25 protein-coding genes and 1 other annotated feature are annotated in these 25991 nt (G+C 30.8%); of the genes, 4 read left to right on the top strand and 21 right to left on the bottom strand.

Translation table 11 applies throughout. The features are described from left to right. Positions 1–84: 84 nt before the first annotated feature. The 8 genes from GXK57_RS19800 to GXK57_RS19765 all read right to left on the bottom strand — a co-directional run bounded on the left by GXK57_RS19800 (position 85) and on the right by GXK57_RS19765 (position 8967). A complete protein-coding gene (locus GXK57_RS19800) occupies positions 85–996 on the bottom strand; it encodes an ABC transporter permease (protein ID WP_160679656.1) in 912 nt (303 codons plus the stop codon). 63 nt (positions 997–1059) lie between these two features. Continuing rightward, on the bottom strand, positions 1060–1500 hold the full coding sequence (gene dut, locus GXK57_RS19795; protein WP_160679654.1) for a dUTP diphosphatase: 441 nt from the start codon (positions 1498–1500) through the stop codon (positions 1060–1062). A gap of 346 nt (positions 1501–1846) precedes the next feature. Continuing rightward, positions 1847–2590, bottom strand: a complete 744-nt coding sequence (locus tag GXK57_RS19790) for a prealbumin-like fold domain-containing protein (RefSeq protein ID WP_160679652.1) — start codon at positions 2588–2590, stop codon at positions 1847–1849. Between the two features lie 383 nt (positions 2591–2973). Continuing rightward, positions 2974–4695, bottom strand: a complete 1722-nt coding sequence (locus GXK57_RS19785; protein ID WP_160679650.1) for a glycoside hydrolase family 13 protein — start codon at positions 4693–4695, stop codon at positions 2974–2976. 344 nt (positions 4696–5039) lie between these two features. Beyond that, complete coding sequence (locus tag GXK57_RS19780) at positions 5040–5921, bottom strand: sugar ABC transporter permease (protein ID WP_160679648.1); 882 nt, start codon at positions 5919–5921, stop codon at positions 5040–5042. A 1-nt stretch (position 5922) separates the two neighbouring features. Continuing rightward, positions 5923–6852 (bottom strand): sugar ABC transporter permease, encoded by a 930-nt coding sequence (locus tag GXK57_RS19775; protein WP_243156475.1) that lies wholly within the window; start codon positions 6850–6852, stop codon positions 5923–5925. A 65-nt stretch (positions 6853–6917) separates the two neighbouring features. After that, positions 6918–8147 carry a maltose ABC transporter substrate-binding protein gene (locus GXK57_RS19770; RefSeq protein WP_160679646.1) on the bottom strand — a complete coding sequence of 410 codons (1230 nt, stop codon included), beginning with the start codon at positions 8145–8147 and terminating at the stop codon, positions 6918–6920. Positions 8148–8712: 565 nt separating this feature from the next. Continuing rightward, on the bottom strand, positions 8713–8967 hold the full coding sequence (locus GXK57_RS19765; protein ID WP_160679644.1) for a hypothetical protein: 255 nt from the start codon (positions 8965–8967) through the stop codon (positions 8713–8715). A gap of 405 nt (positions 8968–9372) precedes the next feature. On the opposite strand from GXK57_RS19765, the gene GXK57_RS19760 reads away from it, so the two are divergent. Together GXK57_RS19760 and GXK57_RS19755 are read left to right on the top strand one after the other, a co-directional pair. After that, complete coding sequence (locus GXK57_RS19760; RefSeq protein WP_160679642.1) at positions 9373–10092, top strand: polysaccharide deacetylase family protein; 720 nt, start codon at positions 9373–9375, stop codon at positions 10090–10092. Between the two features lie 200 nt (positions 10093–10292). Next, positions 10293–10796, top strand: coding sequence for an amidase domain-containing protein (locus GXK57_RS19755; protein WP_160679640.1), 504 nt, complete (start codon positions 10293–10295; stop codon positions 10794–10796). Positions 10797–10937: 141 nt separating this feature from the next. Here GXK57_RS19755 and GXK57_RS19750 read toward each other — a convergent pair whose 3' ends face one another. The 3 genes from GXK57_RS19750 to GXK57_RS19740 all read right to left on the bottom strand — a co-directional run bounded on the left by GXK57_RS19750 (position 10938) and on the right by GXK57_RS19740 (position 12836). Further along, entirely contained in the window at positions 10938–11486 is a 549-nt protein-coding gene (locus GXK57_RS19750) for an N-acetylmuramoyl-L-alanine amidase (RefSeq protein ID WP_160679638.1), read from the bottom strand. 142 nt (positions 11487–11628) lie between these two features. Continuing rightward, positions 11629–12183, bottom strand: coding sequence for a hemerythrin domain-containing protein (locus GXK57_RS19745; protein ID WP_160679636.1), 555 nt, complete (start codon positions 12181–12183; stop codon positions 11629–11631). Positions 12184–12194: 11 nt separating this feature from the next. Beyond that, on the bottom strand, positions 12195–12836 hold the full coding sequence (locus tag GXK57_RS19740) for a hypothetical protein (RefSeq protein WP_160679634.1): 642 nt from the start codon (positions 12834–12836) through the stop codon (positions 12195–12197). A 302-nt stretch (positions 12837–13138) separates the two neighbouring features. Between GXK57_RS19740 and GXK57_RS19735 the strand changes: the two genes are divergently transcribed. Beyond that, the gene (locus tag GXK57_RS19735) at positions 13139–14116 is read left to right on the top strand and encodes a polysaccharide deacetylase family protein (protein ID WP_160679632.1); all 978 of its coding nucleotides are present in this window, start codon (positions 13139–13141) and stop codon (positions 14114–14116) included. Between the two features lie 389 nt (positions 14117–14505). Next, positions 14506–14808 carry a hypothetical protein gene (locus tag GXK57_RS19730; RefSeq protein WP_128214936.1) on the top strand — a complete coding sequence of 101 codons (303 nt, stop codon included), beginning with the start codon at positions 14506–14508 and terminating at the stop codon, positions 14806–14808. 155 nt (positions 14809–14963) lie between these two features. Here GXK57_RS19730 and GXK57_RS19725 read toward each other — a convergent pair whose 3' ends face one another. The 10 genes from GXK57_RS19725 to hydF all read right to left on the bottom strand — a co-directional run bounded on the left by GXK57_RS19725 (position 14964) and on the right by hydF (position 25981). Continuing rightward, the gene (locus GXK57_RS19725) at positions 14964–15482 is read right to left on the bottom strand and encodes a tryptophan transporter (RefSeq protein ID WP_160679630.1); all 519 of its coding nucleotides are present in this window, start codon (positions 15480–15482) and stop codon (positions 14964–14966) included. 314 nt (positions 15483–15796) lie between these two features. Beyond that, positions 15797–16035 (bottom strand) — a binding site (T-box leader). A gap of 59 nt (positions 16036–16094) precedes the next feature. Next, positions 16095–17471 (bottom strand): MATE family efflux transporter, encoded by a 1377-nt coding sequence (locus tag GXK57_RS19720; RefSeq protein WP_160679628.1) that lies wholly within the window; start codon positions 17469–17471, stop codon positions 16095–16097. A 100-nt stretch (positions 17472–17571) separates the two neighbouring features. Next, positions 17572–19449: a GGDEF and EAL domain-containing protein gene (locus tag GXK57_RS19715; RefSeq protein ID WP_160679626.1), complete on the bottom strand. Its 1878-nt coding sequence runs from the start codon at positions 19447–19449 to the stop codon at positions 17572–17574. Between the two features lie 36 nt (positions 19450–19485). Then, complete coding sequence (locus tag GXK57_RS19710; protein WP_160679624.1) at positions 19486–19629, bottom strand: hypothetical protein; 144 nt, start codon at positions 19627–19629, stop codon at positions 19486–19488. Between the two features lie 405 nt (positions 19630–20034). Then, entirely contained in the window at positions 20035–20226 is a 192-nt protein-coding gene (locus GXK57_RS19705) for a DUF4250 domain-containing protein (protein ID WP_160679622.1), read from the bottom strand. Positions 20227–20775: 549 nt separating this feature from the next. Next, the gene (locus tag GXK57_RS19700; protein ID WP_160679620.1) at positions 20776–21258 is read right to left on the bottom strand and encodes a GAF domain-containing protein; all 483 of its coding nucleotides are present in this window, start codon (positions 21256–21258) and stop codon (positions 20776–20778) included. 135 nt (positions 21259–21393) lie between these two features. Further along, on the bottom strand, positions 21394–22410 hold the full coding sequence (add, locus tag GXK57_RS19695) for an adenosine deaminase (protein WP_160679618.1): 1017 nt from the start codon (positions 22408–22410) through the stop codon (positions 21394–21396). 14 nt (positions 22411–22424) lie between these two features. Then, positions 22425–23795 carry a HAMP domain-containing sensor histidine kinase gene (locus GXK57_RS19690; protein ID WP_160679616.1) on the bottom strand — a complete coding sequence of 457 codons (1371 nt, stop codon included), beginning with the start codon at positions 23793–23795 and terminating at the stop codon, positions 22425–22427. Positions 23796–23812: 17 nt separating this feature from the next. Then, entirely contained in the window at positions 23813–24475 is a 663-nt protein-coding gene (locus GXK57_RS19685) for a response regulator transcription factor (RefSeq protein WP_128214944.1), read from the bottom strand. Between the two features lie 270 nt (positions 24476–24745). Next, the gene (hydF, locus tag GXK57_RS19680) at positions 24746–25981 is read right to left on the bottom strand and encodes a [FeFe] hydrogenase H-cluster maturation GTPase HydF (RefSeq protein ID WP_160679614.1); all 1236 of its coding nucleotides are present in this window, start codon (positions 25979–25981) and stop codon (positions 24746–24748) included. Positions 25982–25991: the final 10 nt, after the last annotated feature.

The following is a 25991-nucleotide window of genomic DNA, read 5'->3' as shown; positions in this document are numbered from 1 at the left end:
TTAATACTAAACTCTAAAGCTCGTATTAATCTACTTTTCTTTTTTACCTCTATTAACGCAAAATGCTTAAATTAAACATAGATCTTATTCAACTTTAATAATAGGATTTAACAGACCTGCAAGTATATCAAAAATATAATTAAAAAGGATTATTACTAAAGAAGTTACTACTGTACATCCTATCATTAAAGGATAGTCCCTAACTTTAAAGGCAAAGGTAGAAAGTGTACCAAGCCCTGGGTAATTGAATATAGCTTCTATAAGAAAACCATAAAATAAAATCTTATTTATATTCACGCCCATTATAGTAAATAATTCAGCATAAATATTTTTCATGCCATGTCTAAATACTATAATAACTTCTCTAAGACCTTTTGCTCTAGCTGTTGTTATAAAATCTTTGCTTAATACATCAATCATTATAGACCTTGTATATTTAGTCATAAGAGGCAGCATGTACAACAGCATGACTACTATATTTATCCTTATTAAAAAATATTGATCATATGTATCATAAGAGATTCTTTTTACCCAGAATAAATAATATTCAATAATAGGATCTGTAATAACAAATGGTACACTTATACCTAAAACACATCCTATTCTTACAATTATATCAAGCTTACTTCTGCCTTTCCACGCAGTTAGTGCCCCCAAAAAAATACTCATAATACTACTCAAAAAGAAAGATATTCCATATAAGAATAAACTTCTAGTAACCACTGGCAGTAATACCTTCCCTATTGGCACATCATAAGCATAAGACTTTATGGCAAATAACTTTCCAGTCAAAATAGTTCTAACCCAATTCATAATCTGCACTGATTTAGGCAGGCTAAGACCTAGTTCCTGTCTCATATGAATCTTAAGCTCTCTCCCAATGAATCCTGAAGCATAATCACCAGGCATATGGACAAATATTGTTGTAAGTAGTATTACAATTAAAACTGCAGTTATTAGAACCTGTATTGTTCTCTTAGCTATATATTTCTTCACGTTATCACCCCAATAGTAAATATTATACCATTTTTATCCTATTAAGGGTATATTTATTTCTTTCTATCTTAAGCCTGTAGACCCAAATCCTCCCTCTCCTCTATCTGAATCTGTAAGCTCTATTACTTCTTCTACTTCTACCTTCCATACAGGCTTTACCACCAATTGGGCAATTTTCATGCCTTTTTCAACTTTAAAATCTTCCTTACCGTGATTGATCATTATAACTCCAACCTCTCCCCTATAACCTTCATCTATTGTTCCTGGGGTATTTAGGAGAGTTATTGTGTGTTTCAGTGCCAATCCACTTCTTGGTCTTACCTGTGCTTCAGTATTTTTAGGTAATTCAATCTTTATTCCAGTCTTTACGAGTTTGCATTCTCCACTATGAAGAATCAAGTCTTCTACAGAATACAAATCTAAACCCGCATCTCCTTCATGAGCATAGTTTGGCAATATAGCGTCATCATTTATTTTCTTAACTTTTAATGTATAGTTTTCCATAGTAATCTACCTCCATTTAAGTACATTATATTTAGTATATATTTAAAGCATTTGATATTTGAAACTCTATTTATTATAGCTAAAAAAAGCATAATTTTCTATATAATAAAATAGATAAGACACAAAAATGCACCTTATCTATTTTATACTTTTAATATATATTAAAATTCTAATCGCTAATTAGTTCTAAATTGTCAACCATTATTAGAAATAATATATATTTATATTAAGTTTTTTAATACCATAGACGTACCACTTAATAGTAAAATTTATATTTTCAAATTCTCCTCTCAAAATCCAGAGGAGCTTTGAAAATTGATTTAAGATTGAAGTATTACATCTTTACCTAAAACCAGAATCCACAACCACAGAATCCAAATAATAATAGTAGTATCCAGAAGCCCTCGCAGCCCCAACCATTATTCCAGCCACCGCCACAACAGTTCCAATTATTATTACAACAGTTACGACGGTCATTAAATTCCCTTAAAACACTTGGTCTTATTCTATTGATAACAGTTATATTATAGTCTCTATGAACTCTATCTATTGGCACTTGGTCACTTGGAAGATAAACTGGATCTCTGAAGATGCATTTATCCATAGGTTGAACTACTTTATATATTCCATCTCTTAGTCCATCAAAAACAACTTTACCATGCTTGTTAGTAATCTTAAAGCAAGCAAATCTTAGATTATAGTCTTCTATTCTAAATAGGTATACCTTTACTCCACTTATTGGTTCCCCACAATCACTTCCAAGCTTAGAAGTTACCTCTATTCTGCCACCTCTTACTGTAGGATGATCATGATGATGGTCACAATCATCATGGTGATCATGATGATTGTCGCAGTCATCATGGTGATCATGATGATGATCGCAATCATCATGGTGGTGATCATTGTTATTGTTGCTGCATCCGTCGTGATGTTTTTCTTCCCTTATAGTTTGCTCACTAAATTCTAGATCAAAATCGCCTTGAATGTCAACTTCTTCACTAGTACTATATTTGCTTCCCATTTCGTGATTTCCATTTAGCCAATCTAAAGTATCATTATTATATAAGTCATCAGAGAACTTCATACCCATAGTGGTATCCCTCCTTTTCATCCTTCTTCTACATATTATGTAAGAGATACCAGTTATGTGATTGCCTTCGACAATAAAGCTAGTGTAAAATTATAATTACTTTTAATTACAAAGCCACTATTATAGCAATAAATATTATATTCTTCTATAGTAACTGTGGTGAATCAAAGAAATACTTTTTTCTCATCTGCCTTTCAGAATACATATGCGAAAAATCTGCTAGGCAAATATTATTTGTTTTTACTTTTCAACCTAAATAGCTACTATAAAACCTTTATATTATTAGGTTGAGCTAATAAAAAATTTTATGCTTTCCTAGATAGAAAAAAAGGTAAGCATTGTCTGTTAATTAATGCTTACCTTTTTGATCACTGCGTAGTTAACTATTTAATTTTTAGTATTTTAAAAGACATAGGCTCTAATACTATCTTTTTATCTATAGCCTCTTCTTTTCCTTCATAAAGATTATTAAAGCTTCCTTGATATCCTAGTGAGTACTCATAAGCTTCAGTTCCGTTATTAATCAAAACTAAAACTTCTTCATCCTCATACTTTCTAGTAAAGCCTAAAGCCATTCCATCTTTACATACATTTGTATAGTCTCCGTAAACAAGGGCCTTAGATTTCTTTCTAACCTCAGCTAAACTTTTGTAATGGTCAAGCATATCTAAATCTTGTTCCTTCTCATCCCATATCATACATCTTCTACAATCAGGATCAGTTTTCCCCTCCATACCCACTTCATCACCATAGTAGATATAAGGTATTCCTACATATGTATATTGAAGAGCTATGGCAAGCTTCATTTTATCCTTGTCTCCATCACAGTCAGTTAAAAATCTAGCAGTATCATGACTGTCTATAAGGTTTAGAAGTTGTCTATTAACTGCATTCATATATAAGGCTCTGCTTTCAGCTAAAATATGATCAAGTTCATCAGCATCGATTGCTTTTCTAGCAAAGAAGTCTAAGCAGCATTCTCTAAAAGGATAATTCATAATCGAATCCAATTGATCTCCTTTTAAGAAAGAATTTGATTCATGCATTATCTCCCCTATTATAAATGCATCATCTTTTGATTCTTTAACAGCCTTCTTAAAGTCTCTCCAGAAAGCATGATCTACTTCATCACATACATCAAGTCTCCAACCATCAATACCAATCTCTTCAATCCAATACTTAGATACCTTTAGAAGATAGTTCTTAACTTCTGAATTGCTAGTATTTAACTTTGGCATTCTAGAAACCTTATTTGCAAAGGTTACATAATTGACTTCCTTAGTATTAACAGGGTAAGAATCAACAAAATACCAATCCTTATATCTTGACTTTTCACCTTTTTCAATTAAGTCTTCAAAGGCAAAGAAATCACTTCCTGAATGATTATACACTGCATCTAAAACAACTTTTATATCATTATCATGACATTTTTTAACTAGTTCTCTTAACTTCTCGTTATCTCCAAATTGAGGATCAACTTCATAGTAGTTTGTAGTATCATATTTATGATTCGATCTAGACATAAATATAGGAGTCATATAAAGTATGCTTACCCCTAGTTTGCTAATATAATCAACTTTATCTATTATACCTTGCAGATCTCCTCCAAACATAGTTTCAGTAGTTACCTTATCTCCCCAAGGCTTAATGCCTTTTGGATCATTATTTTTATCTCCATTATTAAATCTATCAGGAAATATTTGATAAACTACACCTTCCTGTGCCCATTTTACTTCGTCATACAAATCAGCTTTACAAAGAAATGGAAATTGGAATGTATTAGCAATATCTGGTTTCTTATTTAATATTCCTCTTTCATTCATATAGGAAACATTACCTTCAAAGTCTGTTATTTCAAAGAAATATCTAAATCTCTTTTCATCTACTTCTACAACAGTTTCATAGTAATCAAATAGATCTGAAGTGTTGACCTTATTCAAAGAAGAAGTTTCAAATTCTCCTTCCCAATTATATCTATCCTTATAATAAACTACTACTGAACTTAAATCATCCTTTGCGGATCTAAGTTTTAAACATAGACTCTTTTCACCTACTCCATAGGCATAGGGTGCCTCTGTAATATGATGTATTGCCTGTTTATTCATCTGTATCACCTCTTAATCAAAATATATGTGGATGCTCTTCACTTCAGTATAAAATACTAGTAGCAATGAAGTATTCATCCTTAGTATTTTTATTACTATGTATGTTACTACTTAATTAGAAAACAAATTATATTTTTCTTTACAGAAAATATCTACTTCAATTTAAGTAGAATTGGTAAACCTTATTTCCTAATAGATATGTACATTTTACTGTATAGATATTGAAGCTCCAAAATTCTCATTAAATTTCAAAACTTTCTTACTTTTACATAAGAAAGTTTTGAAATCTTAACTATTAGATTATTATATAAATACTTATCAAGGGGTTGCTTGCTAAGTTATTATTAACCTTTTACTGATCCTGCAACAAGTCCTTTAGCTATAAATTTTTGTGAAGCAGTAAATACTATAACTATCGGAAGTGATGCCATTACAGATGCTGCAGAGAATTGAGTCCAGTTAGCAGAGAACTGGTTCCTTATGAATGATCTAAGTCCTGTTGCTATAGTCTGGTTACCAGCATCCTTCATAAGTGCTGAAGTAAACATAAATTCTGAATATGTTCCTATAAAGGAAAATAAGAATATAACTACAAGCATAGATTTAGTTAGAGGCAATATTATCTTTACAAACATTTGCCAAGTTGTAGCTCCATCCACAAAAGCAGCCTCATCCAAATCCTTTGGAATACCATCTATAAATCCTTTAAGCAACCAAATGTTATAAGCAGATCCTCCTGCAAGAAGAAGCACTAATGTCCAAAGTCTGTCCATAAATCCTAAATTCATTGCTATTCCTAGTATAGCAGGTAAAGCCATTGTTGCTGGGAAGAATTGAAGTATAAGCAATGTCATCAATCCATTTTTTCTACCTTTGAATCTTAATCTAGCAAAAGCAAAGGCTGCTGGTACTGTCATAGCTAATTGAATTATAGCAACAGCAAAACATAATAATAAAGAGTTTTTCATCCATATTAAGAAATCTGTTTCATTAATTACTTTAGCATAGTTCTTAAGTGTCCACACTTTAGGGAAGAAGGTAGTTTGTACAAATGCATCACCTGTAGCCATTGATGATGAAATAATTGCCACTATAGGTATCATAGTAACTATTACTACTATCCACATAAACACTCTAGAAATCCATAAGTTTCTAAGTTCAGAAGGTCTTAATTTTTTCTTGTATTTCATATTAGTCTTAATATTACTTTGGTTAACTGATAGCATACTAATCAACCTCCTTAAATTGTCCAGACATTTTCATTTGTGTTCCTGAAATTATTGCGATTATTATAAATATTATTATTGATAAAGCTGATCCTATATCATATCTTCCAAATTGAGTTGCTAATTTATATGTTGTTGAACTAAGTATGTCTGTATATCCTGCAAACTGAGTATCAAGTCTTGCAGGTAAACCTTCAGTAAGTAAGAATGCTGATCCAAAGTTGTTAAAGTTAAATGCGAAGCTTGAAATTAATAATGGGTATGCTGTTCTTGCAAGTTCTGGTAAAGTTATCTTTACAAATTGAGTGAACTTGCTAGCTCCATCAACTTCAGCAGCCTCATATTGATCTTCTGATATTGCTGATATAGTTCCTATACAGATATTCATCATATAAGGGAAACCTAACCATATGTTAACTATTATTACTGCAACCCTTGCCCACCAAGGATTAGTAAGCCATTGTACTGGTGCACTTAATATATGAAGATTAATAAGTACTCTGTTTATTGCACCGTAATCTGTATTTAATAAACCTTGCCATGATAGTATGGCAACAGTTACTGGCAATGCCCATGGTATAACCAAAAAGCTTTTATATACAAACGCTTCTTTCATATGCTTATTAGAAAGCACAAGCGCTATTATCAAACCAACGAAAAAACAACCTGCTGTTGATATTAATGCAAAAGAGAATGTCCACCCGAAAACCGGTAAGAAAACTTGCTTAAAAGGCCCTGTTAAAACATCAATAAAATTTTGAATACCTACGAAATGATAATTGCTTTGTGTATACATGGTGAAATCAGTTAAAGAGATGTATATTGTATATACTATTGGTAAAAATGTTAATGCAAATATGGAAATAAGTGCTGGTAATAAATATGGAATAGCTTTAGCTCCGTCTTTTTTGGTTTTAATAACTCTTTCCACAACTAACCCCCCTAAATATTTTTTAAAAAAGGGGGATTTCTCCCCCTACTATATTTTATTACAAACTATTTTTGTTGAGCAATACCTTGTTTTATTTGTTCAACTGTAGTATCAGCTGCTTTCTTAGCATCTACTTTACCAGCAGTTAAAAGTTGTAAGTTGTTAGCTCCTGGTGTCCACATAGCTTGAACTTCAGGTATGTTAGGCATTGGTTCTGCAACCTTTGCTTGTTCAGCAAACTGTACAGCTTCTTTACTAGCCTTGAATGTATCACTATTTAACGCATCATTTAAAACTGGTATTCTGTTTCCTTTTTCAAATAATGGCATTGCAGTCTTGTCTGCTAAGTATTTCATTAAATCCCACGCTGTATCTTGGTTCTTAGATTTTGAACTTACGAAAGCTGTTTGAACACCCATGAATGATGGTGTTGCTTTACCATTCATTTGTGGTAGCGGAGCTACTGCAAATGGAACCTTAGCTGCCTTAAATCCATCAACATCCCATGGTCCTGATATATAGAAACCGATTTTGCCTGATTGGAAATCTCCCTTAGCTGCATCTCCCTTTATGTCTGCATTCATGAATTTATTCTTAACTACTAAATCTTGAATGAATTGATATCCTTTTACAGCGCCTTCATTGTTTAAGCCTATATCTTTTGCATCTAGTGATCCAGCATTGTTCTTAAATACATAACCACCGTTTCCAGCTAGGAATGCATATGCATAGTAGAAGTTGTTAACATCATACTTGAATCCTACTGTCTTAGCTTGTTCTACTAGTTCATCCATTGTTTTTGGAACTGTTTTTACCTTATCAGTATTATAGAATAAAGCGTAAGTTTCCATTGATAGAGGAACTGCATACTTCTTACCTTTTATAGTAACTGCATCAATTACTGACTTAGAAGCATATTTGCTTTCATCTATTACTCCATCTTTAACTTCTGCAAGCAAGCCTGCTTTTTGGAATGTTCCAAGGTTATCTTGTGCTAAACCATACATTATGTCTGGTCCCTTAGAGCTTTGTGCTGCCTGGATATAACCTTGCATATCACCTTTATCTTCTACAACCTTAACTTTATTATTAGTTTGCTTTGCCCATTCTTGAGCTATCTTGTCCACTTCTTTAACTTCTACAGAAGTTAAGTGTGACCAAACAACTATTTCTTTTCCACTCTTAGATCCTCCATTTGATGCTGAAGAATCATCCTTCTTGCTGCATCCTATAAATGCACTTGAAATTACTAGAGCTGACATAACTGTTGCCAAAACCTTTACACGTTTACTCATATTGTACCCCCCATAATCAATTAATTTATTTTGTTTAATTATTCATAATTTTTGCAAACACCGTGCAATCGCTTGCATTAATGTTTGTGATCTACTGTAATTTCATTATAAGATGTGATGAATACGTTGTCAACATTTTTTAGACTTATTTTTTCTTTTTTTTAATCGTATTCATGGAAATTTTTAATTTATCATGGTTTATTTAACTTTTTCTCTGTAATACTATTGTTTGTATTTTTTGATGATTTATTCTTCTTTTTATTTTTTTTTTGAATTAATGTCTAAACTCCTTAGATAGCATTATCCTAAGCTTTTTATAAGATGTAATATACCTGATATAACTTTAAAACCATTAAATATATCTACTTCTGATACATTCTTAATTCTTTCTCTGACAATATAAATACTATGAATGCACGTAAAAAATTATAACAAATTGAAATACTTTATTATTAATATATAAAATATAAGCCTACCAAAGAAGCAACAATCACTAGATTTAAATTATGTTCTAAATAAAAAGATCTAGCATTATAAACCTGCTAGATCTTAATATAGCGTAGGATTAAATTTCTTCATAATCCACATCTACCACTTTTTTATCATTATTTGAACTCTGCCTATTTACATTTTTCTTAATTGTTTCAATATTTTCCTTACTACTAGAGCCAGCTTTTGAGAACATTATATTTCGTTTAATACTTCTATATATCCATACACATATTCCTACTACTAATATTACTGGCAATAATAATTTAATAAACAAAAATGCTGCTATTACTATTGCTAAGACTATAAAAACCTTTGAAATACTACTCATATTTAATTGATACCTCTCTCCCTTAAAGTAAATACTATAAAATTTATTAATAATGATAGGTTACTTGCATTCATTTCAAATTAGTTTATGTATTAATGTGCCCCTAATGATAATGACTATAATTTAAACTATCTTTCCGAAACCATAATAATCTTAACAATAATTTTCAATATTAAACTTGGCCATCTTTCATTGGATTAACTTAATTATATCATCATAATAGAAAATTTATATTAACAAATTGTTAATTTTATTTCCATTACTACTTTAAGAGGTAAATACTACCTCTTAATAAAGTATTTTTCCACTGTGGCTTATATTACCTTTTATTAAGGTCTATATTTTTTTATTTAATTGAAATAATAAAAAAGTGATAACTAAACAAAATATTTAGAAGGTGATTATATGAAACGTATTAGTAAGTTTTTTATATTTATACTTACTTCTATTCTCTTAACTAATTTAAGTGGCTTTGAAGTACTTGCAACAGAAGAGAACAATCCAGAGCAAAAAGTAGTATACCTTACATTTGATGATGGTCCTAGCGGAAAATTAAACTCTAAGGTACTAGATATACTAAAAGAAAAGAATGTTCATGCTACTTTTTTTCTAATAGGAAATATGATAAAAGGTCAAGAAGCCTTGGTTAAAAGAATGGTGGATGAAGGTAATTCAGTTGGACTTCATACTTATAGTCATGAAAAAGATAAAATCTATAGAAATAATACTAGTTTTGTTGATGAAATGCTTCTTACTCAACAAATAATTTATGATGCTACTGGGGTGAAGACTAATATTTTAAGATTTCCTTTTGGATGTAATAACAATATCTACAAGCTTACAACCTCTATGGTAACTGCACTACATGATAATAACTTTAAAATATATGACTGGAACGTAGATACCACTGATGGTATGAATCCTAAGCTAGCTCCATATAAGATATTAACAAAAGCCAAAAGTGATAAAAATCCAGCAGTGGTACTCATGCATTGCGGGTACTTAAATAAAAATACTGCCATAGCCCTCCCAGAGATAATAGACTACTATAAAAGTAAAGGCTATGAGTTTAAGGTAATAACTGAAGACACTCCAGAGGTATATAAACTAAGAAAGAACAGATAATCATCCTACAGTTATAAAGATTCGTGGATTTATATAAGTCTATGAATCTTTATTTTTTAGAACTTTTAAAGTCTCGATAAGATTAATTGTTTAGCAAGTAACTGCCTTAAATGATCTTATACAAAGAATTACTTATTACTTAGCAACCTTTCTAAGACTTTGAATATTATATAAGTATAATAATTATAGATGGTAGTATTATGTATTATAACAATATAGCAGCTATTTCATATGCTTGTACTCACGCTTTAGCTCCAAATAATAAATATGTATACATGAAACCTTTCGGTAAAATAGGAGGAGACTGTGCCAGTTTTTTATCTCAGTGTCTTATAGCTGGTGGTGCAAAAATGAAATATGATAACCTTCCATGGTTCTATGAACCAATATCATATTCTCCATACTACAAGTGTTCGTTAAATTGGTCAGTAGCAAGTTCTTTGTACTCATTTTTGATAAATAATTCCTCTAAGAAAAATCTCGGTCCAAAAGGACGTCTTTTAAACGGAATTGAAGACCTTACTTTAGGAGATTTGATATTTTTTGAGAATTCTAATAAGAAAGTTTTTCATGGATCAATAGTTACCTCTTTCGATACAGATGGAACACCTTTAATATCTCAACATACCTATGATGAATTAAACTCCCATATAAAAAGTCAATATTTTAAAGATACTATATACTATGTAAGAATATTTATCTAATATTTAGTTCTATGTTCAACAGTAATGCTGAAATTAAAAACATAAGTTTATAATATTGAAGAACTCACTAATGAATTAGCATTAGTGAGTTCTTCCTTTTCAACTACTCTAGTAATCGAAAAAATATAGCTTATCCACTTTTCATTGCTTTAATGTATCTTGTTGACCAGTTATAGCCATAACAATTGCCGATGCTATTTTGTCAGGATCATAGTTATCCATATCCTCTTTTGAATCTATAAAACAGCATTCAATCAAAACAGAAGGCATTTTTGTGTACTCTGTTACATATATATTACTATGCTTTACTCCTCGATTAACAAAACCGAGCTTTGAGATCTCTGTACAAATCTGGTAGGCAAACTTTTCCGATCTTCCTCCTAGTTTGCTTACCCAACATTCTACCCCTCTTCCACCTCCTTCGTTAAAATGAATAGAAAGATGCAGTGATGAATTACTCCCATTTGCAAGTTTAACCCTATACCCCTTTGAGGCTCCAGCAGAATTAAAGGTTTTATCCCAGGGCGTACAGTCCACGGTTTCATATCCAATAGATTCAAGCTTATTAATTACTAGCTTCCATACAGCCTTGGTACAACTATCTTCACTTCTTATTCCTTTGGCTCCTATATCAGGATAACAGTTATGTCCAGCATCTCCACTTATAGTAGATCCTTTTGCAATCCGCATTCTATCACCACCTAAAATAATAGTCCTATATATTCATACTATGCTTGTTTGTTATAAAGGTAACTATTATTCATTAAAAATCATTGTGCCTATGCAAAAGAAAAAGCTACTAGTCCTTCATTTAGAACTAATAGCTTTATATCTATATATATAACTTTTCTAATCTTTCCAGCATATTTATATACTTATCTTGAATACCTTGACTTTTAGCCTCAACTTCAAACTGTTCACATTTTTCATCTATATCAACTTTAGAATCACTAGATAAATTATTTTTTGCAAACTTATATACAATTTTATCTTCTTTATCAATATGTCTATCTAATAAGTTTGTATAAGCTATAGCATTAGCTATAACATCAAGCTTGGATTCTTCATTACCATCTTGTACTTTCTTTATGGCTTCTACTAAGCTGTTAATGAAAAACCTTCCCTCATCATGCTCAACAAGCATTCCATATTGAATTGTTTTCTTAATCGCTTCATTTAACTCTTCTTGCATTCTATTAAAAAGCAATTGTTCTTCCTTACCATGATGATGCTTATCTGCATAATTCCTTATGAAATCTATCATTGAATACAAGTCATCATAAGAAACATCTTTTCCTTTTAAAAGTTCAAAGCAAAATTTTCTAACAACCTTTAGCATTCTTCTTATATTCTTATGTTCTTCCATCATTAATTCAATCGAATTCATAATCTCACATCCTAGCCTAGTAGTTTAATTATTCTTGTTCCATTATCATTTATTCTATACTCATAACTGCTATTTAATTCAGAAACAAATTCTTTTATCCAGTTATCCCTTAGCCTATAGAATAAACCAACATCTCCATTTTCTCTGTCCCAATATTCATGGTGGATGCATTGAGTTGCTATCCATTCAATTCTCTCTTCTGTATTAACTGTTATTTCATTCACTCTATCACATGGCATACCTTCTAGTATATAATCGTTCATAGCTGTGTAAATCTCTGAAGGTAACTTAGGGTTTCCCTTCTCATTCTTATATTCCTTGGCAGCAATTTTACCTTGTTCCTTGAAAACTTCTAGCATATCGTTTATAAACATGCTATCCTCTTCAAGTAACCTAGTAACCCAAGCCGCTTGTCTTGCCTCTGCAGCACTTATCTTGCCTTGAAGCCATCCGTGTATGTTGTTTGTATCAATCATATCTTCTAAAGGTCTGTCTTCTGTTGGCGCTCCATATTTTGAATAAATCTCGTCTCTTAGAGTACTAACATCTATTCCTTTATTCTCAGCAGACTTAACGATACTCTCTTCCAAACCTTCAAACCACTCTATTTTATTAAATAACCAATAATGAATTTTTCCTAAAAACATACTCATTTTAAAATCACCTCGTATAATTTTGTATAAAATATTATATTTAGAATTTAAATACTACTGTATATTGTAACAATCAGAAATATAATAATTATTTTTTACATTTTTATCGTATTTATTTAACAATCTTATTTTATAATAAAAATAATAAAATTTCGGTAACTAAAGTTACATATTATTTTTGTTTTAATTTTGTAATTTATTTTTATTTATTTGTAAATAAAATCGAATGCTCTGCGATTATAATTATTATTGGAAAAAATGTCATACATTGTTCGTATGTCTCATCAATGGAGGTCAAATAATTGAATTTATTTAAAAAGTTTTCTAAAAAAAAGAATATGAGGCTTTTGCCTCTAATCATTATCATTATACTTTCTACATCACTAATTTACCTATGTTACAAAAGAACTAACTATAAGAATAAGGTTGAGCCCCTAACTATAGAAACCTCTGAAAATACAAATACCAAAGTTTCTGATAGAGTATCGGATCAACATGATAATAATAAATCTCATGATAAAGAAAATGGACAGGATCAAAAAGCCCCTTTAACTAACGTTGCTATTCCGCCTGCTTCTGACCCTCCCGCTCATCCTGATACATCAAGCAATAAATTTGATGCATCTATGATACATGATTATTTAGTGAAAAATAAGAAAAAGTCCGACGGTAAGAAAGTTGCTTTCTTAACCTTTGATGATGGTCCTTCCACTACTGTAACACCTAGAATACTAAAGATACTCAACGATAATGGCATAAAAGCTACATTTTTTATCGTAGGAAAGCAACTTGATCTGTATCCTGACTCAAAGAAAATTCTTATGGATACTTATGCTCAAGGAAATTCTATAGGCAATCACACCTATGATCACGATCCTATTAAATTGTATCCTAAAACTAATGTTGATGCGAAATACTTTATGGAAGACATTAAGAAGAATGAAGAAGTCCTAAAGTCAGTGTTAGGGGATCATTTTCACACAAAAGTAATAAGATTCCCAGGTGGCCATAAAACCTGGCATAAAACAGCAGAAGTAGATAAAATGTTGAATAAGGAAGGTTTCTTTTTTATAGATTGGAATGATATGACAAGTGATGCAGAGGGAAGTCCAAAATCAAGAAAAGAACTCTTTAATAGATATAAACAAACCTTTGGTGGTCAAGACAAAGTAGTTATACTTATGCATGATTCCTTCGGAAAGGACACAACTGCAGATGCATTGCCTGATATAATAGATGATTTAAAAAATAAAGGGTATGAGTTTGGCACATTAGTTTAGCCACTCATATTTTTTTACTGTATATGAAAGTATATATTTCCCTAGCTAAGCCTAGTAATATAAAGGCTTTAGAGTAGCCATTTAGAGTAAACAGTAAAAAAACAAAATTATGTCGCCTTCCAGAATTTCTTAACTTACATTCAAAAAAAGAAGATTTGCAAAAAAGTCACTTTAGTTAGCTTCAGCGATCTTTTTACAGCAACTTAAGAAAATCACCTCAGCATTTTTTTGTGAGTATTAATAATATTATAATTAAATTCAAATTATAATTTGTCATAATATACAATTTTACTTTTTAAATACACTTTCCTAAAAAAAAGCATTTAAATTTGTTCATTCTATGATATATTTTACTTAAGGGTAATTCTATTGAAAAGGAGGATTTTTATATGTTAGTGAAATGTTCAAATAATACACTATGCAGTACCTTAACTCTTGGCAAAGAATATTTAGTTATTGATGAAGGTGACAGATATTACGTTATTTTAGACGATACTCAAAACGAAATTACTACAAAAAAAGATAGATTCACTGTGGTTGAAGATAGCGATCTTGCTAAAAAAGCTAAAGCAACTATTACGGAATTGAACTATCAACTAAGTAATGATTTTGCTGATATTAGAGACTTCAAAATTAGAAAAAACAGCAAGGGCGAAATTAAAGAAATTATAGTAAAATTTAAATATGAATAATTTTTATTCATATTTAAATTTTTTATTTAGACTTAAGTTAAACCTTTACATAACTTTTCAGCTTATGTATTAGAAGAATAAAAAATCGCTAAAGAAGATTACTTTAGCGATTTTTTCTTGCATATCTGCATTTTCTTAAAGTATTAAAATATTTTCTACATTGTATCAGCTTTATTATACATTTTATAGGTACTAGCAACTACTTTATATACTATCAAACCTACTATCAAGTTTAATACCATTGCAGGAACTACCGCTGCCATAAATAAGCTAGCAAATGCTCCAGGTAATCCTACAATAATTGCTGCAGACTCTAAAAATACCAATCCACTTATAAGTGTTCCTATAGGAAGAACTATTGCCATAGTAATATTATCTTTCAACTTACCTTTTAGGACTTTCAAAATCACAAATACTATATTTGCAGTAACTATCTTATCTATCATGTTAGGTACTTGTCCGCCTGGAAACTTTGTTGTCATTGCTGTAAATATCCCTATAATTATCCCTGCTATAAAAGCAGTTTTATAATCATCATTTATCATAAGAACTATAAATAACATTGTAAGTGCAAAATCTGGCTGTATAGGTAGTCCTAAAGCCGGTGTAATCTGATGTAGCAAAGCTCCAATTGCTAGTAGTATTGCATTTATTATCATTTTTCTTGTTTTCATCACGAAAACCTCCTTGATTAATTAATATTTTTTTATTATTTTGAATATTCAGTACATTGGATTTATAACTTCACTTCATCAGAATCACCTCCTTAATATATTAAAATTATTCTTGTACATTTTTGTATTATAGAGTTCTTAACTCAACTATCAATATATACATGCCCTCACAGAACCCTGAATTTTCTAACAAGTATAAAATAAGTTTCTGTACAGAGACTCTCTGTACCCTTTAGCAAATTTAAAGATCACCTTTTCTAAATGCTATTTAATGGTTTCACTTTAAATTTAAAAATAAAAAAACTCCATCCTAAAAATAGGACGGAGTATATATCCGCGGTGCCACCTAAGTTACCAATAAAGGTCTCTCTTTCAATCAGGTACAATCATACCTTCTCTGCTATAACGTGCAGAACACGACATCAACTACTTTCAAAAGATTTCGTATAGTTCCTCAAAGGCCCATTCACTGGATATCCATGTACTGCTTCTCATCAACGCAGCTTTCTGTAACACTTTTATTCCTGTTACTATCCCTTATCAAAGGATTCATTATTTAAATTCATGATATCACTAATTAAATCTACTGTCAATATTTAGATTCAAATATATTTAATAAATAGCTTGTACTGATTTAAGCTGTTTCTTTATAGGACGTAAGATAATTATGAGGAAAATGGTTGTTAATATAATTCCTTTAAATATACTACTTATGCTTATACTCCACCAAACTCCATCAAGCCCTAGTAGATTAGGTCTTGATAGAAGTATAGCCATAGGTATTCTCGCCCCTGTCAATATTATACTAGTTATCGAAGGATAAATAGTTTTTCCTAGGCCATTAAAAGCCCCACTAGTTGTTATCTCTAGACATTGAAATAACTGTGAATAGCCAAGTATTTTCAAATACATACTACCAAGTTCTATGGCCTGTGTTTCAGGTATAAATACACCAAATATAGCTTTACCTCCGAATACCAGTAGAACAGTAGCAAATACTCCTACAGCTGAAGCAAGAAACATTGTTGCAAAGTAACCCTTTATTATCCTATCATATTTCTTAGCTCCAAAGTTTTGTCCAACAAAAGCACTTAGAGCTGTGGATAAACCTCCAGCAGTCATCCAAGATATAGCTTCAATTTGTGCACCTACCTTTTGCACTGCAATAGCAGTAGATCCATATACAGCTATAATTCTAGCTATGAACATAGCAAATATTGAAAACAATCCGTTTTGCATAGCTACTGGCAACCCCAATTTTACTATCTTCTTTATAGATACCATATCAAGCTTTTCAAATACCTTTATCTTAAAGAAAGCTTCTCTTTTATTTTTTAGCGCATATAAGAAAAGCAAGGTTACAACCATTTGCGCCGTTGCAGTTGAAATAGCAGCACCTGTTACTCCCATTTCAGGTATAGGACCTATACCAAATATAAGTATAGGGTCTAGAACCATATTATATATCAAACCTATAGTATTTATTAAAAACGGTATTTTACTTTCTCCAGAGGCATTAAATATACCTGTAAGTATTGGATTAATAAATGTAAAAACCATAGCCAATGCTGATATTACCAAAAATATATTTGCCTCTTTTATTACCTCAGCATCTCCAAGCTTAAAGAACTCTATTAATGGCTTTCTAAGCAAGATAAGAGCTAAACCGTATATAATTGCTATGATTAGATTTAACCTTATACTGTTGTTTATGAATTTTTTTGCTTCATTTCCTTCCTGCTTCCCTAAAGCCTGAGCTACTCCTACTTCTGCTCCTGTCTTTGATATAAGCACCAAGGAATTCCCAAACCAACTAAAAAAGCCTGCAGTTCCAACGGCTGCCACAGCCTTACTTCCATAGTTACCAAGCCAAAGCATATCAGTCATATTGTAAGCCATCTGTATAAAAGAAGTTCCCATTATAGGTATAGAAAGCTTAATAAGTGTTTTTAGTATACTACCTTCTGTAAGTGTAATTCTTTCTTTCATTGATTATCCCCCTGGTTTATTAATCCCATTCTAGTTAATAGGACTTTTCCTTTACCGTTTATCCTAAACAGTAAAAAAGTTTAGGATAATTTCCTAAACTTTATGCTACAATATATCTTTCTTCCATAAGCTTAACTATCTTTTCATAACTTTCAGGTTTACTATAGTAATACCCTTGAACAAAATCACAGAATATGCTCTTTAGATAGTCCACTTGATCTTTATATTCCACACCTTCAGCTACTACCTTAATTCCAAGCTTGTGCGACAATTGTATTATGTTCTCAACTATGTATTGACTCTTTTGATTATCTCCAAGTTCTGAAACGAAAGACCTGTCGATCTTTAACACATCAATTGGCAGCTTAGTTAGATAATTAAGCGATGAATATCCTGTTCCAAAATCATCTAGCGCTATGCTAAAGCCTAGGCCTCTTAAGAAAGCTAGTATCTTTATATTTCTATCAAAAGATTTCATAAGTAAACTTTCAGTAATCTCTATTTCTATGTATTTAGGATCTATATTATATTTTTCTGTAAGCTTTCTAAAGGACTCAATAATGTTATCATCTCTAAGTTGAATTTCCGATAAATTTAGAGCTAACTTAAAGTCATCATGTCCCTTTTCCAATAAATCCTTACACTTTTTGCATACTTCTTCTATTACGAAGGAACCTATTGGTATTATAAGCCTTGTGTTTTCTGCTACAGGTATAAACTCTGCAGGACTTACCATACCAAGATCTTTGTTATTCCATCTAATAAGTGCCTCAAAGCCCATAATCTTTGCATCATCAAGAACCACCTTTGGCTGGAACTGAACATATAATTCTCTATTTTCTAAAGCATTTCTTAATCCTTTTTCCAAAGTATAGAATCTATTTTGCTCACGAGATATCTGATCATCAAAGAATTGGTAACTATTCTTACCGTTTCCTTTGGCTTTATACATAGCTACATCGGCATTTCTCAATAAAGATTTATAATCAGACGCATCATCAGGAAAAACAGTTATTCCTATGCTTGCTGTAGTAAATATCATTTGATCCATCAATTTTTTAGTATTATTAAAAACAGTAATTATTTGCTGAGCTGTTCTTTCAACTTCTTTTATATTGTCTATATCCTGCATAAAAATTACAAACTCATCTCCACCGAATCTACATACTAAGTCACCTCTGGCACTAACTACATCTCTTAGGGCATCTGCTATAATCATTAGCATATCATCGCCATAGTCATGACCAAACACATCATTTATGTACTTAAAATTATCTAAATCTATTAAAATAAGTGCAGCTTTACTTGATGTTACTTTATTTTCCTTAACAGACTTATTAATAAGTGCCTTCAAATAGTTTCTATTGTGCAGTCCTGTTACAGAATCATAATAACTCATATAGCTTATCTTTAACTCTTTTTCCTTTGCATCTGTTGAGTCTGATATCGAACCATAAATCCAAGTGGCTTTTCCAGTTTCATCTCTTATAATCTTTGATTTAATATTTAACCATTTTATAACATTTTCATGGTTTACTATCCTATATTCAGTCTCATAATAATCAACATTTTCGTCTTGGATTTTATCACTCAAAAGCTTTTTAGCTCTTACTTTATCTTCTTCATGAATAATAGAAAGCCAATCCTTACTATAGCTAAGAACACTCTTATTGTTCAGTTTAATTATCTCGTTAATTCTTTCACTAAAATCAACTTCATCCTTAATAATATTCCACTGGAATATTATATCTCTAGTCCCTTCTACAGCTACATTATATTTTTCTTCTTCTTCCTGTAGTTGCTTATTTAGTTTCACTAGCGCAGTTTTTTCACGATCTAGCCTTAACAACACCATAAATAAGAAGGATATAATTGCCCAGTTAAATAGGATTTCAATAATTTCTAAATCAGCTATATTTATAGCTATCATTGCTGATATAGAAATAATATATCCTAATATATATATTTTCTTTTTCAAATAATTACCTCCAAATTTATGTAAAGTTTGAGTGAATTATTGCTTATCTTCAGTTAAATCAAGATTCGTTTCTACTTCAAAACTACTGTTTTCAACTTCATTATTTTTTTTGTCTTTTATTAAAGTTGCTATAAGTGTTGCTGAAGCAGCTACTAACAGTAACAATTTTCCTTTTTTCATAAGAATAATCTCCTTTACATTGTTTAGCATATAAATTATTATATTAGAAATTATTGCTGTTGAAAACATATTTATTCATATATATTATTTTTTTTACATTATACTTTGTATTTAGTCCTAAATTTCACAAACTTACCTTTATTCATTAATATATTTAACACAATAATTATTCAAATATTTAAAGATGTACTACTTCAATCCGAAATCTATTTTCAAAACTCCTTTGGATTCTGAGATGCGAATTTGAAAATATAAATTCTAATATGAAGTGGTACATCTATAACATTTCCATCTAAAAATACAGATTCTAAAACCAAGTTATACATACTTATGAATTGGTTAATTCTCTTAACTAGCCACTAATTTTATTAAGGCATGTGAGCAAATTATATAATTAAAATTAATTTAACCTATAAATTGATTATTTGCTTTCACATATTTGTAGCCTGCGGAAATCATTTTGTTTTCTAAAACCTCTCTAGAAATATCCATATCATCGCATAAACCTTCTAAGCTGTCATAAAAATCTCTCAACTTCATATTTATTATACTTACTAATATATTCGGATCCATTGCCTTAATTTGTTCGTTATCCATCTTTTCTCCTTCCGATCTACACACCATATTTCGCGAGAAATATTGATAATATTTTGTATTATAATCACTCAACTTGTAATTATTTGTGAAAATATACATCTAAGTCATATATTGCCTCGCTATCCAGCTCAACTTTTTTCAAAAGCACGATCTATTTTCTATTATTAAAATTTAGTGTTTATTCAAGATATGCTATATGAGGGAGCAAATAGATTTAAAATTTATTTAGTAACATTTTTTGCTTATAGATAATACTATATATTATCTAAAGAGCATTAACTTATGATAAGGGGAGAAATATTATAAGTTGTAGATGTATATTAGATAGGTCAAATATGATTTTGGATTAGGATTCTCATAATAATTTATTTAAAATTCATTATCTTGAAAAATTAAATTTATCGCAGCCATCCTATCCAAAATCCACCAGCATTATATTCTTAACCTCTTCTAACTATATGCCTGATTAAATATTCGTCCTTTGTATTGTTAGATTGATACACTCAATCTAACAAAATACCTCCAACAAATGTTGGAGGTATTTTGTTATTAAATATGGGCTTCTATTATAGCCACAGCTTCTCTTAGATACTTTTCTTCAAGCTCTCCGAATCTTCCTACGTTTGGAGAATCTAGATCTAATACTCCAAAAACTTTTCCATCTTTAATTATTGGAAGCACTATTTCAGAATTAGATGCACTATCGCAAGCTATATGACCTGGGAACTCATGTACATCTTGAACTCTAAGAACCTTCTTATCTTGTGCTGCTGTTCCACACACTCCGCTTCCAAGCTTTATTCTATAACAAGCTGGCAATCCCTGGAAGGGACCAAGCACCAATTCGTCTTCTCTCATAATATAAAATCCAGCCCAGTTACAATCATCCATATAGAATTTTATAAGAGCAGAAATATTGGAAAGATTAGCTATTAAATCTGTTTCAGTTTCAAGCTGATCTCTTACTCCCCATACCATAAACTTATAATTTTCTTCTCTGTTAGCATCTAACGAAACTTTTATCTCTTCCATGTCTACGCCCCCATTACTTTATCTTCTATTAATTGCAGATATAATACTTTTACTTAGAAGTACAAAAAATTACATCCTTAAATATATTAACATATTATTTTTGAAATTATAACATAGCATCTTTTTTAGCACAAGTTACTTTTTATCAGTTACTTCCACTAATCTTCTTAATCTCTCTTTGATATGCTCTTCACAAAAAGCATAGTTTATAGAATTTAGTATTGTATTTATAATCTCTGAATCGGTAAGCTTAAAATTATCTATTATCTTAGAGTATTCATTTGTCAGTGTAGTATTTGAAACTGTGTTATTATCTGTATTAATGGTAACGACTATATTTTTCTTTATAAAACTGTATACTGGATGGTCTATTAATCTGCTAATTATTCCAGTATTATAGTTGCTTGTGACGCAGACTTCTAAAGGCACCCTTCTATTATATAAAAGCTCCATAGTCTCTTCGCTAGTCATTGCAGCTGTTCCATGTCCAATTCTTTCAGCGTGCAATAAAGTTATAGATTTATTAATATTATCAAAGTTACCTGTCTCTCCAGCATGAATAGTTATATGGAAGCCTAATCTTTTTGCTTCATCAAATAGTTCTACAAAGCTGTCTGCAGGATATAGTTCTTCGTCTCCTGCAAGATCTACCGCTACTACACCGTGTCCTAAAAACTTCTGTGCAACATAAAGTTGTTCAAGATTTTTCTCATAGCTTTCATGTCTTAGAAAACATACGATAAGATTAAACTCTACTCCGTACTTACACTTACCTTCATTTGCTCCATCTAGTACTGCTTGAATCACTTCTTCCATTGATAAGCCTTCTTTGCAATGAAAATATGGTGCAAATCTTATTTCAATATACTTTATATTTTCTATATTACAATCTTCTATTAATTCATAAGCTATTCTTCTTATATTTTCCTTCGTCTGCATAACCATTATAGGAATATCAAACTTTTTAAGATAGGCTTCCAATGAAGAGGTTTTATCAAGAACAGCCACCTGTTGTAGAAGCTCTTCAACACTTCTTATATTAGAATCAGCTTTTACTTTTAATAAACCTAACATAGTAGAAGGTCTTACAGATCCATCTAAATGGCAATGTAGATGAACCTTAGGCAAAGATAGTAGTTTTTCAAGTTTCAAACAATCACCCTCTTTTAATCAATATTACGTATACCTTTGATATAAAAAGCTACTCCTACATCCTCGTTTTTAGCTTCAATCTCTGCTCCGTGATACCCTACTATTTCTTTTACTATTGATAGCCCTAAACCGTACTTACCATTTTTCCCTTTGTTAAAGGGTTTAAATAACCCTTCAAATTCTTCTTCTTTTATCTTATCTCCGTCATTGAAGATTCTTATAGTATATTTTCCATGTTCCTCATATATACTTACTTCAACCTTTTCCTTTGCATATCTAGATGCATTATCTAAAAGATTTTCTATTACAACAGTAAATTGCTCTTTATCCCCTAAGGTGTAAGCATTTTTTAAGGTTTCAATATCCCATTGAAGATTCATATTATTGGCTTTTATTTTATAAAATTCTTCTGATATCATATCACATAGGGAATAAGGTTGTTTTTTTAATGTTCTTGAGTTTATATACTCAAGTTTTGAAAGCTGTAATAGGTCCTTTATTCTCTTCTGAAGCCTTATAGCTTCTTCATCTATGACTCTCATAGTACCATCCATATCTCCATTAGGATATATTCCATCTTCAGCCGCTTGTACGTAATTTCTAATAACCATAACTGGTGTTTTTAATTCATGGGAAACTTGCTGCAACATGTTTTGCTTCCATTCATCTCTCTCTATTAGTTGAATCCTCATATCTTCAATACTTGCCGCTAAACTCCCCAGTTCATCTTCTCTATCTAGACTAAGAGAGTCAAACCAATCTTGCTTCGCAATTCTCTTTACCCTATTTTCTAAAAACTTTATAGGAGCTGTGATATAATTTGAGAAAACCATAGAAACCATAAGACTGATAATTATAGCTATTACTCCACCAACTATAAGTTTTTCAGTAACATCTTTTACAAGTTTATTTCTGTAAGTATCCATCATAAAAGAAACTAGATAAGCTTCCTTTCCTTCAAAGGTAATCTTCTTTATTACATAATACAACCTGCCACTACTAAGCTTGTACTCGTATCTTTTACTATCTTCAGTCTGTATTCTCGTTTCATTTTCTATTATCTTCATAAGATTATTGGTTAGTGAAGACTTAGAAAACCTCTTTATTATGGTTAAGTTTTGATAGGGATAAACCACTTGAGTTACTGATCTTATATCTTGAATCACGCCTAAATTTTCCGCAGTTATTTGCTCTAACTGAAGATTTTTTTCTTTATTTTTAGATTGCAAAAAAGTATCCTGAGCAAGTTCTATGGTTTTATAAGTTTCATCAGTGAAAAAAGAGCTTATTGAAACATTAAAATACAATACCAAACATATAAAAACTCCTGCTAATATACCTGCGCTTACAGCCCAAACCTGGAAAGCTAATGATTTATCTTTCATATATAACACCTCAAGCCTTAATTAAGTCTATATCCAAAACCATAAACAGTTTCAATTCTTAGTTCAGGCATTCTTTTTCTAAGTCTTCTAACTAGATCATCAACTACTCTATCGCTGCCATAATAGCTTTCTCCCCATATAATCTCTAATATATCTTCTCTTGAGAAAGCTTTTTGCTTGTTATCTAAAAATAGCATCAATAAATCAAATTCTTTAGAGCTAAGCCCTACATCCTGTCCATCTTTTATTACTATTCTTTTATCTGTTTCTATCAGATATCCATATAAATACTGTCCCTCAGAAAGATCCAATTCTTTATAAGTCCTGTCCAGCAACTTCTTTGTCCTTATAACTAACTCTCTTGGCATAAATGGTTTGGAAAGATAATCATCGCTTCCCATCTCAAGTCCAACTATTCTATCTATATCAGCATCTCTAGCAGATATAAATATTACAGGTGTATTTCTATTATTTGTTTTAATCTCTTTTAATACTGTAAAACCATCTACATCAGGAAGCATTATGTCTAATATCCATAGATGTGGGCTTTTATCTATAGATTCAATAGCTTCTTCTCCATTATGGAAACTGACTACCTCAAACCCTTCTCTTACTAAATAAGAGCATAAAACTGAATTTAAATTTTTGTCATCTTCAACTAAGAATATCTTATAGCTCATATTTTATCTCCTCTTAAGCATGCTTGTAATTTTATTATCATAATTATACTCTAATTACATATACATGTTTATTATTTTTTATATAAATAAGTTAATTTTAGAAGTTTTTTTATCATAGGCAGAGAGATCAAACTCATCTTCCTGTAAGTATAAGAATTTTATTATTAGGAGTAATTATACCATTATAAAATCTTTCAATGAAGAAAATTTTTAAAAATAAAAAATCAGGTATAATAGGCAAATCCATGCCATACTACACCTGACTTTTTATTATTCTAATTCTTCATATTCAAGTTTAGCCATTGGAAATGGTTCCAAGGCTCTTTCTAATATTCCTTGAACATATGCTATAAGCATCCCATAGTTTACTATAGGAACATTGTAGGCTTTTGCATCATCTATTCTTGAACACATTGCAGTTCTATTTAGCATACAGCCTCCGCAGTGCACGATTAATGCATATTGCTTAACATCATCTGTAAATACTACACCTGAGGAGTATTCAAAAGTGAGTTCTTTTCCTGTAAGCTGTCTAAGCCATCTAGGTATCTTTACTCTAGCTATATCATCCGCTTGCTTATGATGAGTACATCCTTCCGATACTAATATCTTGTCTCCATCTTTAAGCTTTTTAATAGCTTTAATTCCTCTAACCATTTCTGCAAGGTCACCTTTATATCTAGCAAATAAAATTGAGAATGATGTAAGCATTATATCCTTTGGTGTATCTGCAGAAACCTTTAAGAAAACCTGTGAATCTGTTATAACAAGTTTAGGCTTTCTTCCTAGACTTTCAAGAGTTTGTCTTAGTTCATGCTCCTTTGTAACTATTGCTATAGCATCACTTTCTAAAATATCTCTTATTGTTTGCTGCTGAGGTAATATTAATCTGCCTTTTGGAGCAGCTTTATCTATAGGAGTAACTAACACTACTAAGTCTCCTGGATTTATAAGATCACCAACTATTTTAAACTTATCTTCCTCCTGAGGAAGCAGGCTTATTATCTTATTTTTAATTTCTTTTATTCCCTTATTTAAATCTGCTGAAGCTGGTACAACTTGAATTGAAAGCTTTTTAGCCATGTCTTGAGCAACTTCATCGTAAGATGACAACTGATCAATTTTATTTAAAACACCTAAAACAGGTATATTCTTCTCTTTTACCTCTTTTACTATCTTTATATCTTCTTCTGTCACTCCAACAGTACCATCAACAACTATCAGTGCTACATCAGTTTTATCTAATACTTCTATAGTCTTCTTTTTTCTAAGTTCTCCAAGATCACCTTCATCATCAAGACCAGCAGTATCAATTATTACACATGGTCCTATAGGAAGTATTTCAATGGATTTATAAACTGGATCTGTTGTTGTTCCTTTAACTTCTGAAACAATTGAAATTTCCTGCTCTGTTATTGCGTTTATCACACTTGATTTTCCCGCATTTCTTCTTCCAAAAAGAGCTATATGTACTCTTTCTGAACGAGGTGTAGAATTTAAACTCATAATATTTACT

It is taken from the genome of Clostridium sp. C8-1-8, from assembly GCF_009928445.1.
Taxonomy (GTDB): Bacteria; Bacillota; Clostridia; order Clostridiales; family Clostridiaceae; genus Clostridium_AR.
The sequence above is the reverse complement of the archived record's forward strand: the minus strand, read 5'-3'. Positions and strand labels throughout refer to the sequence as shown.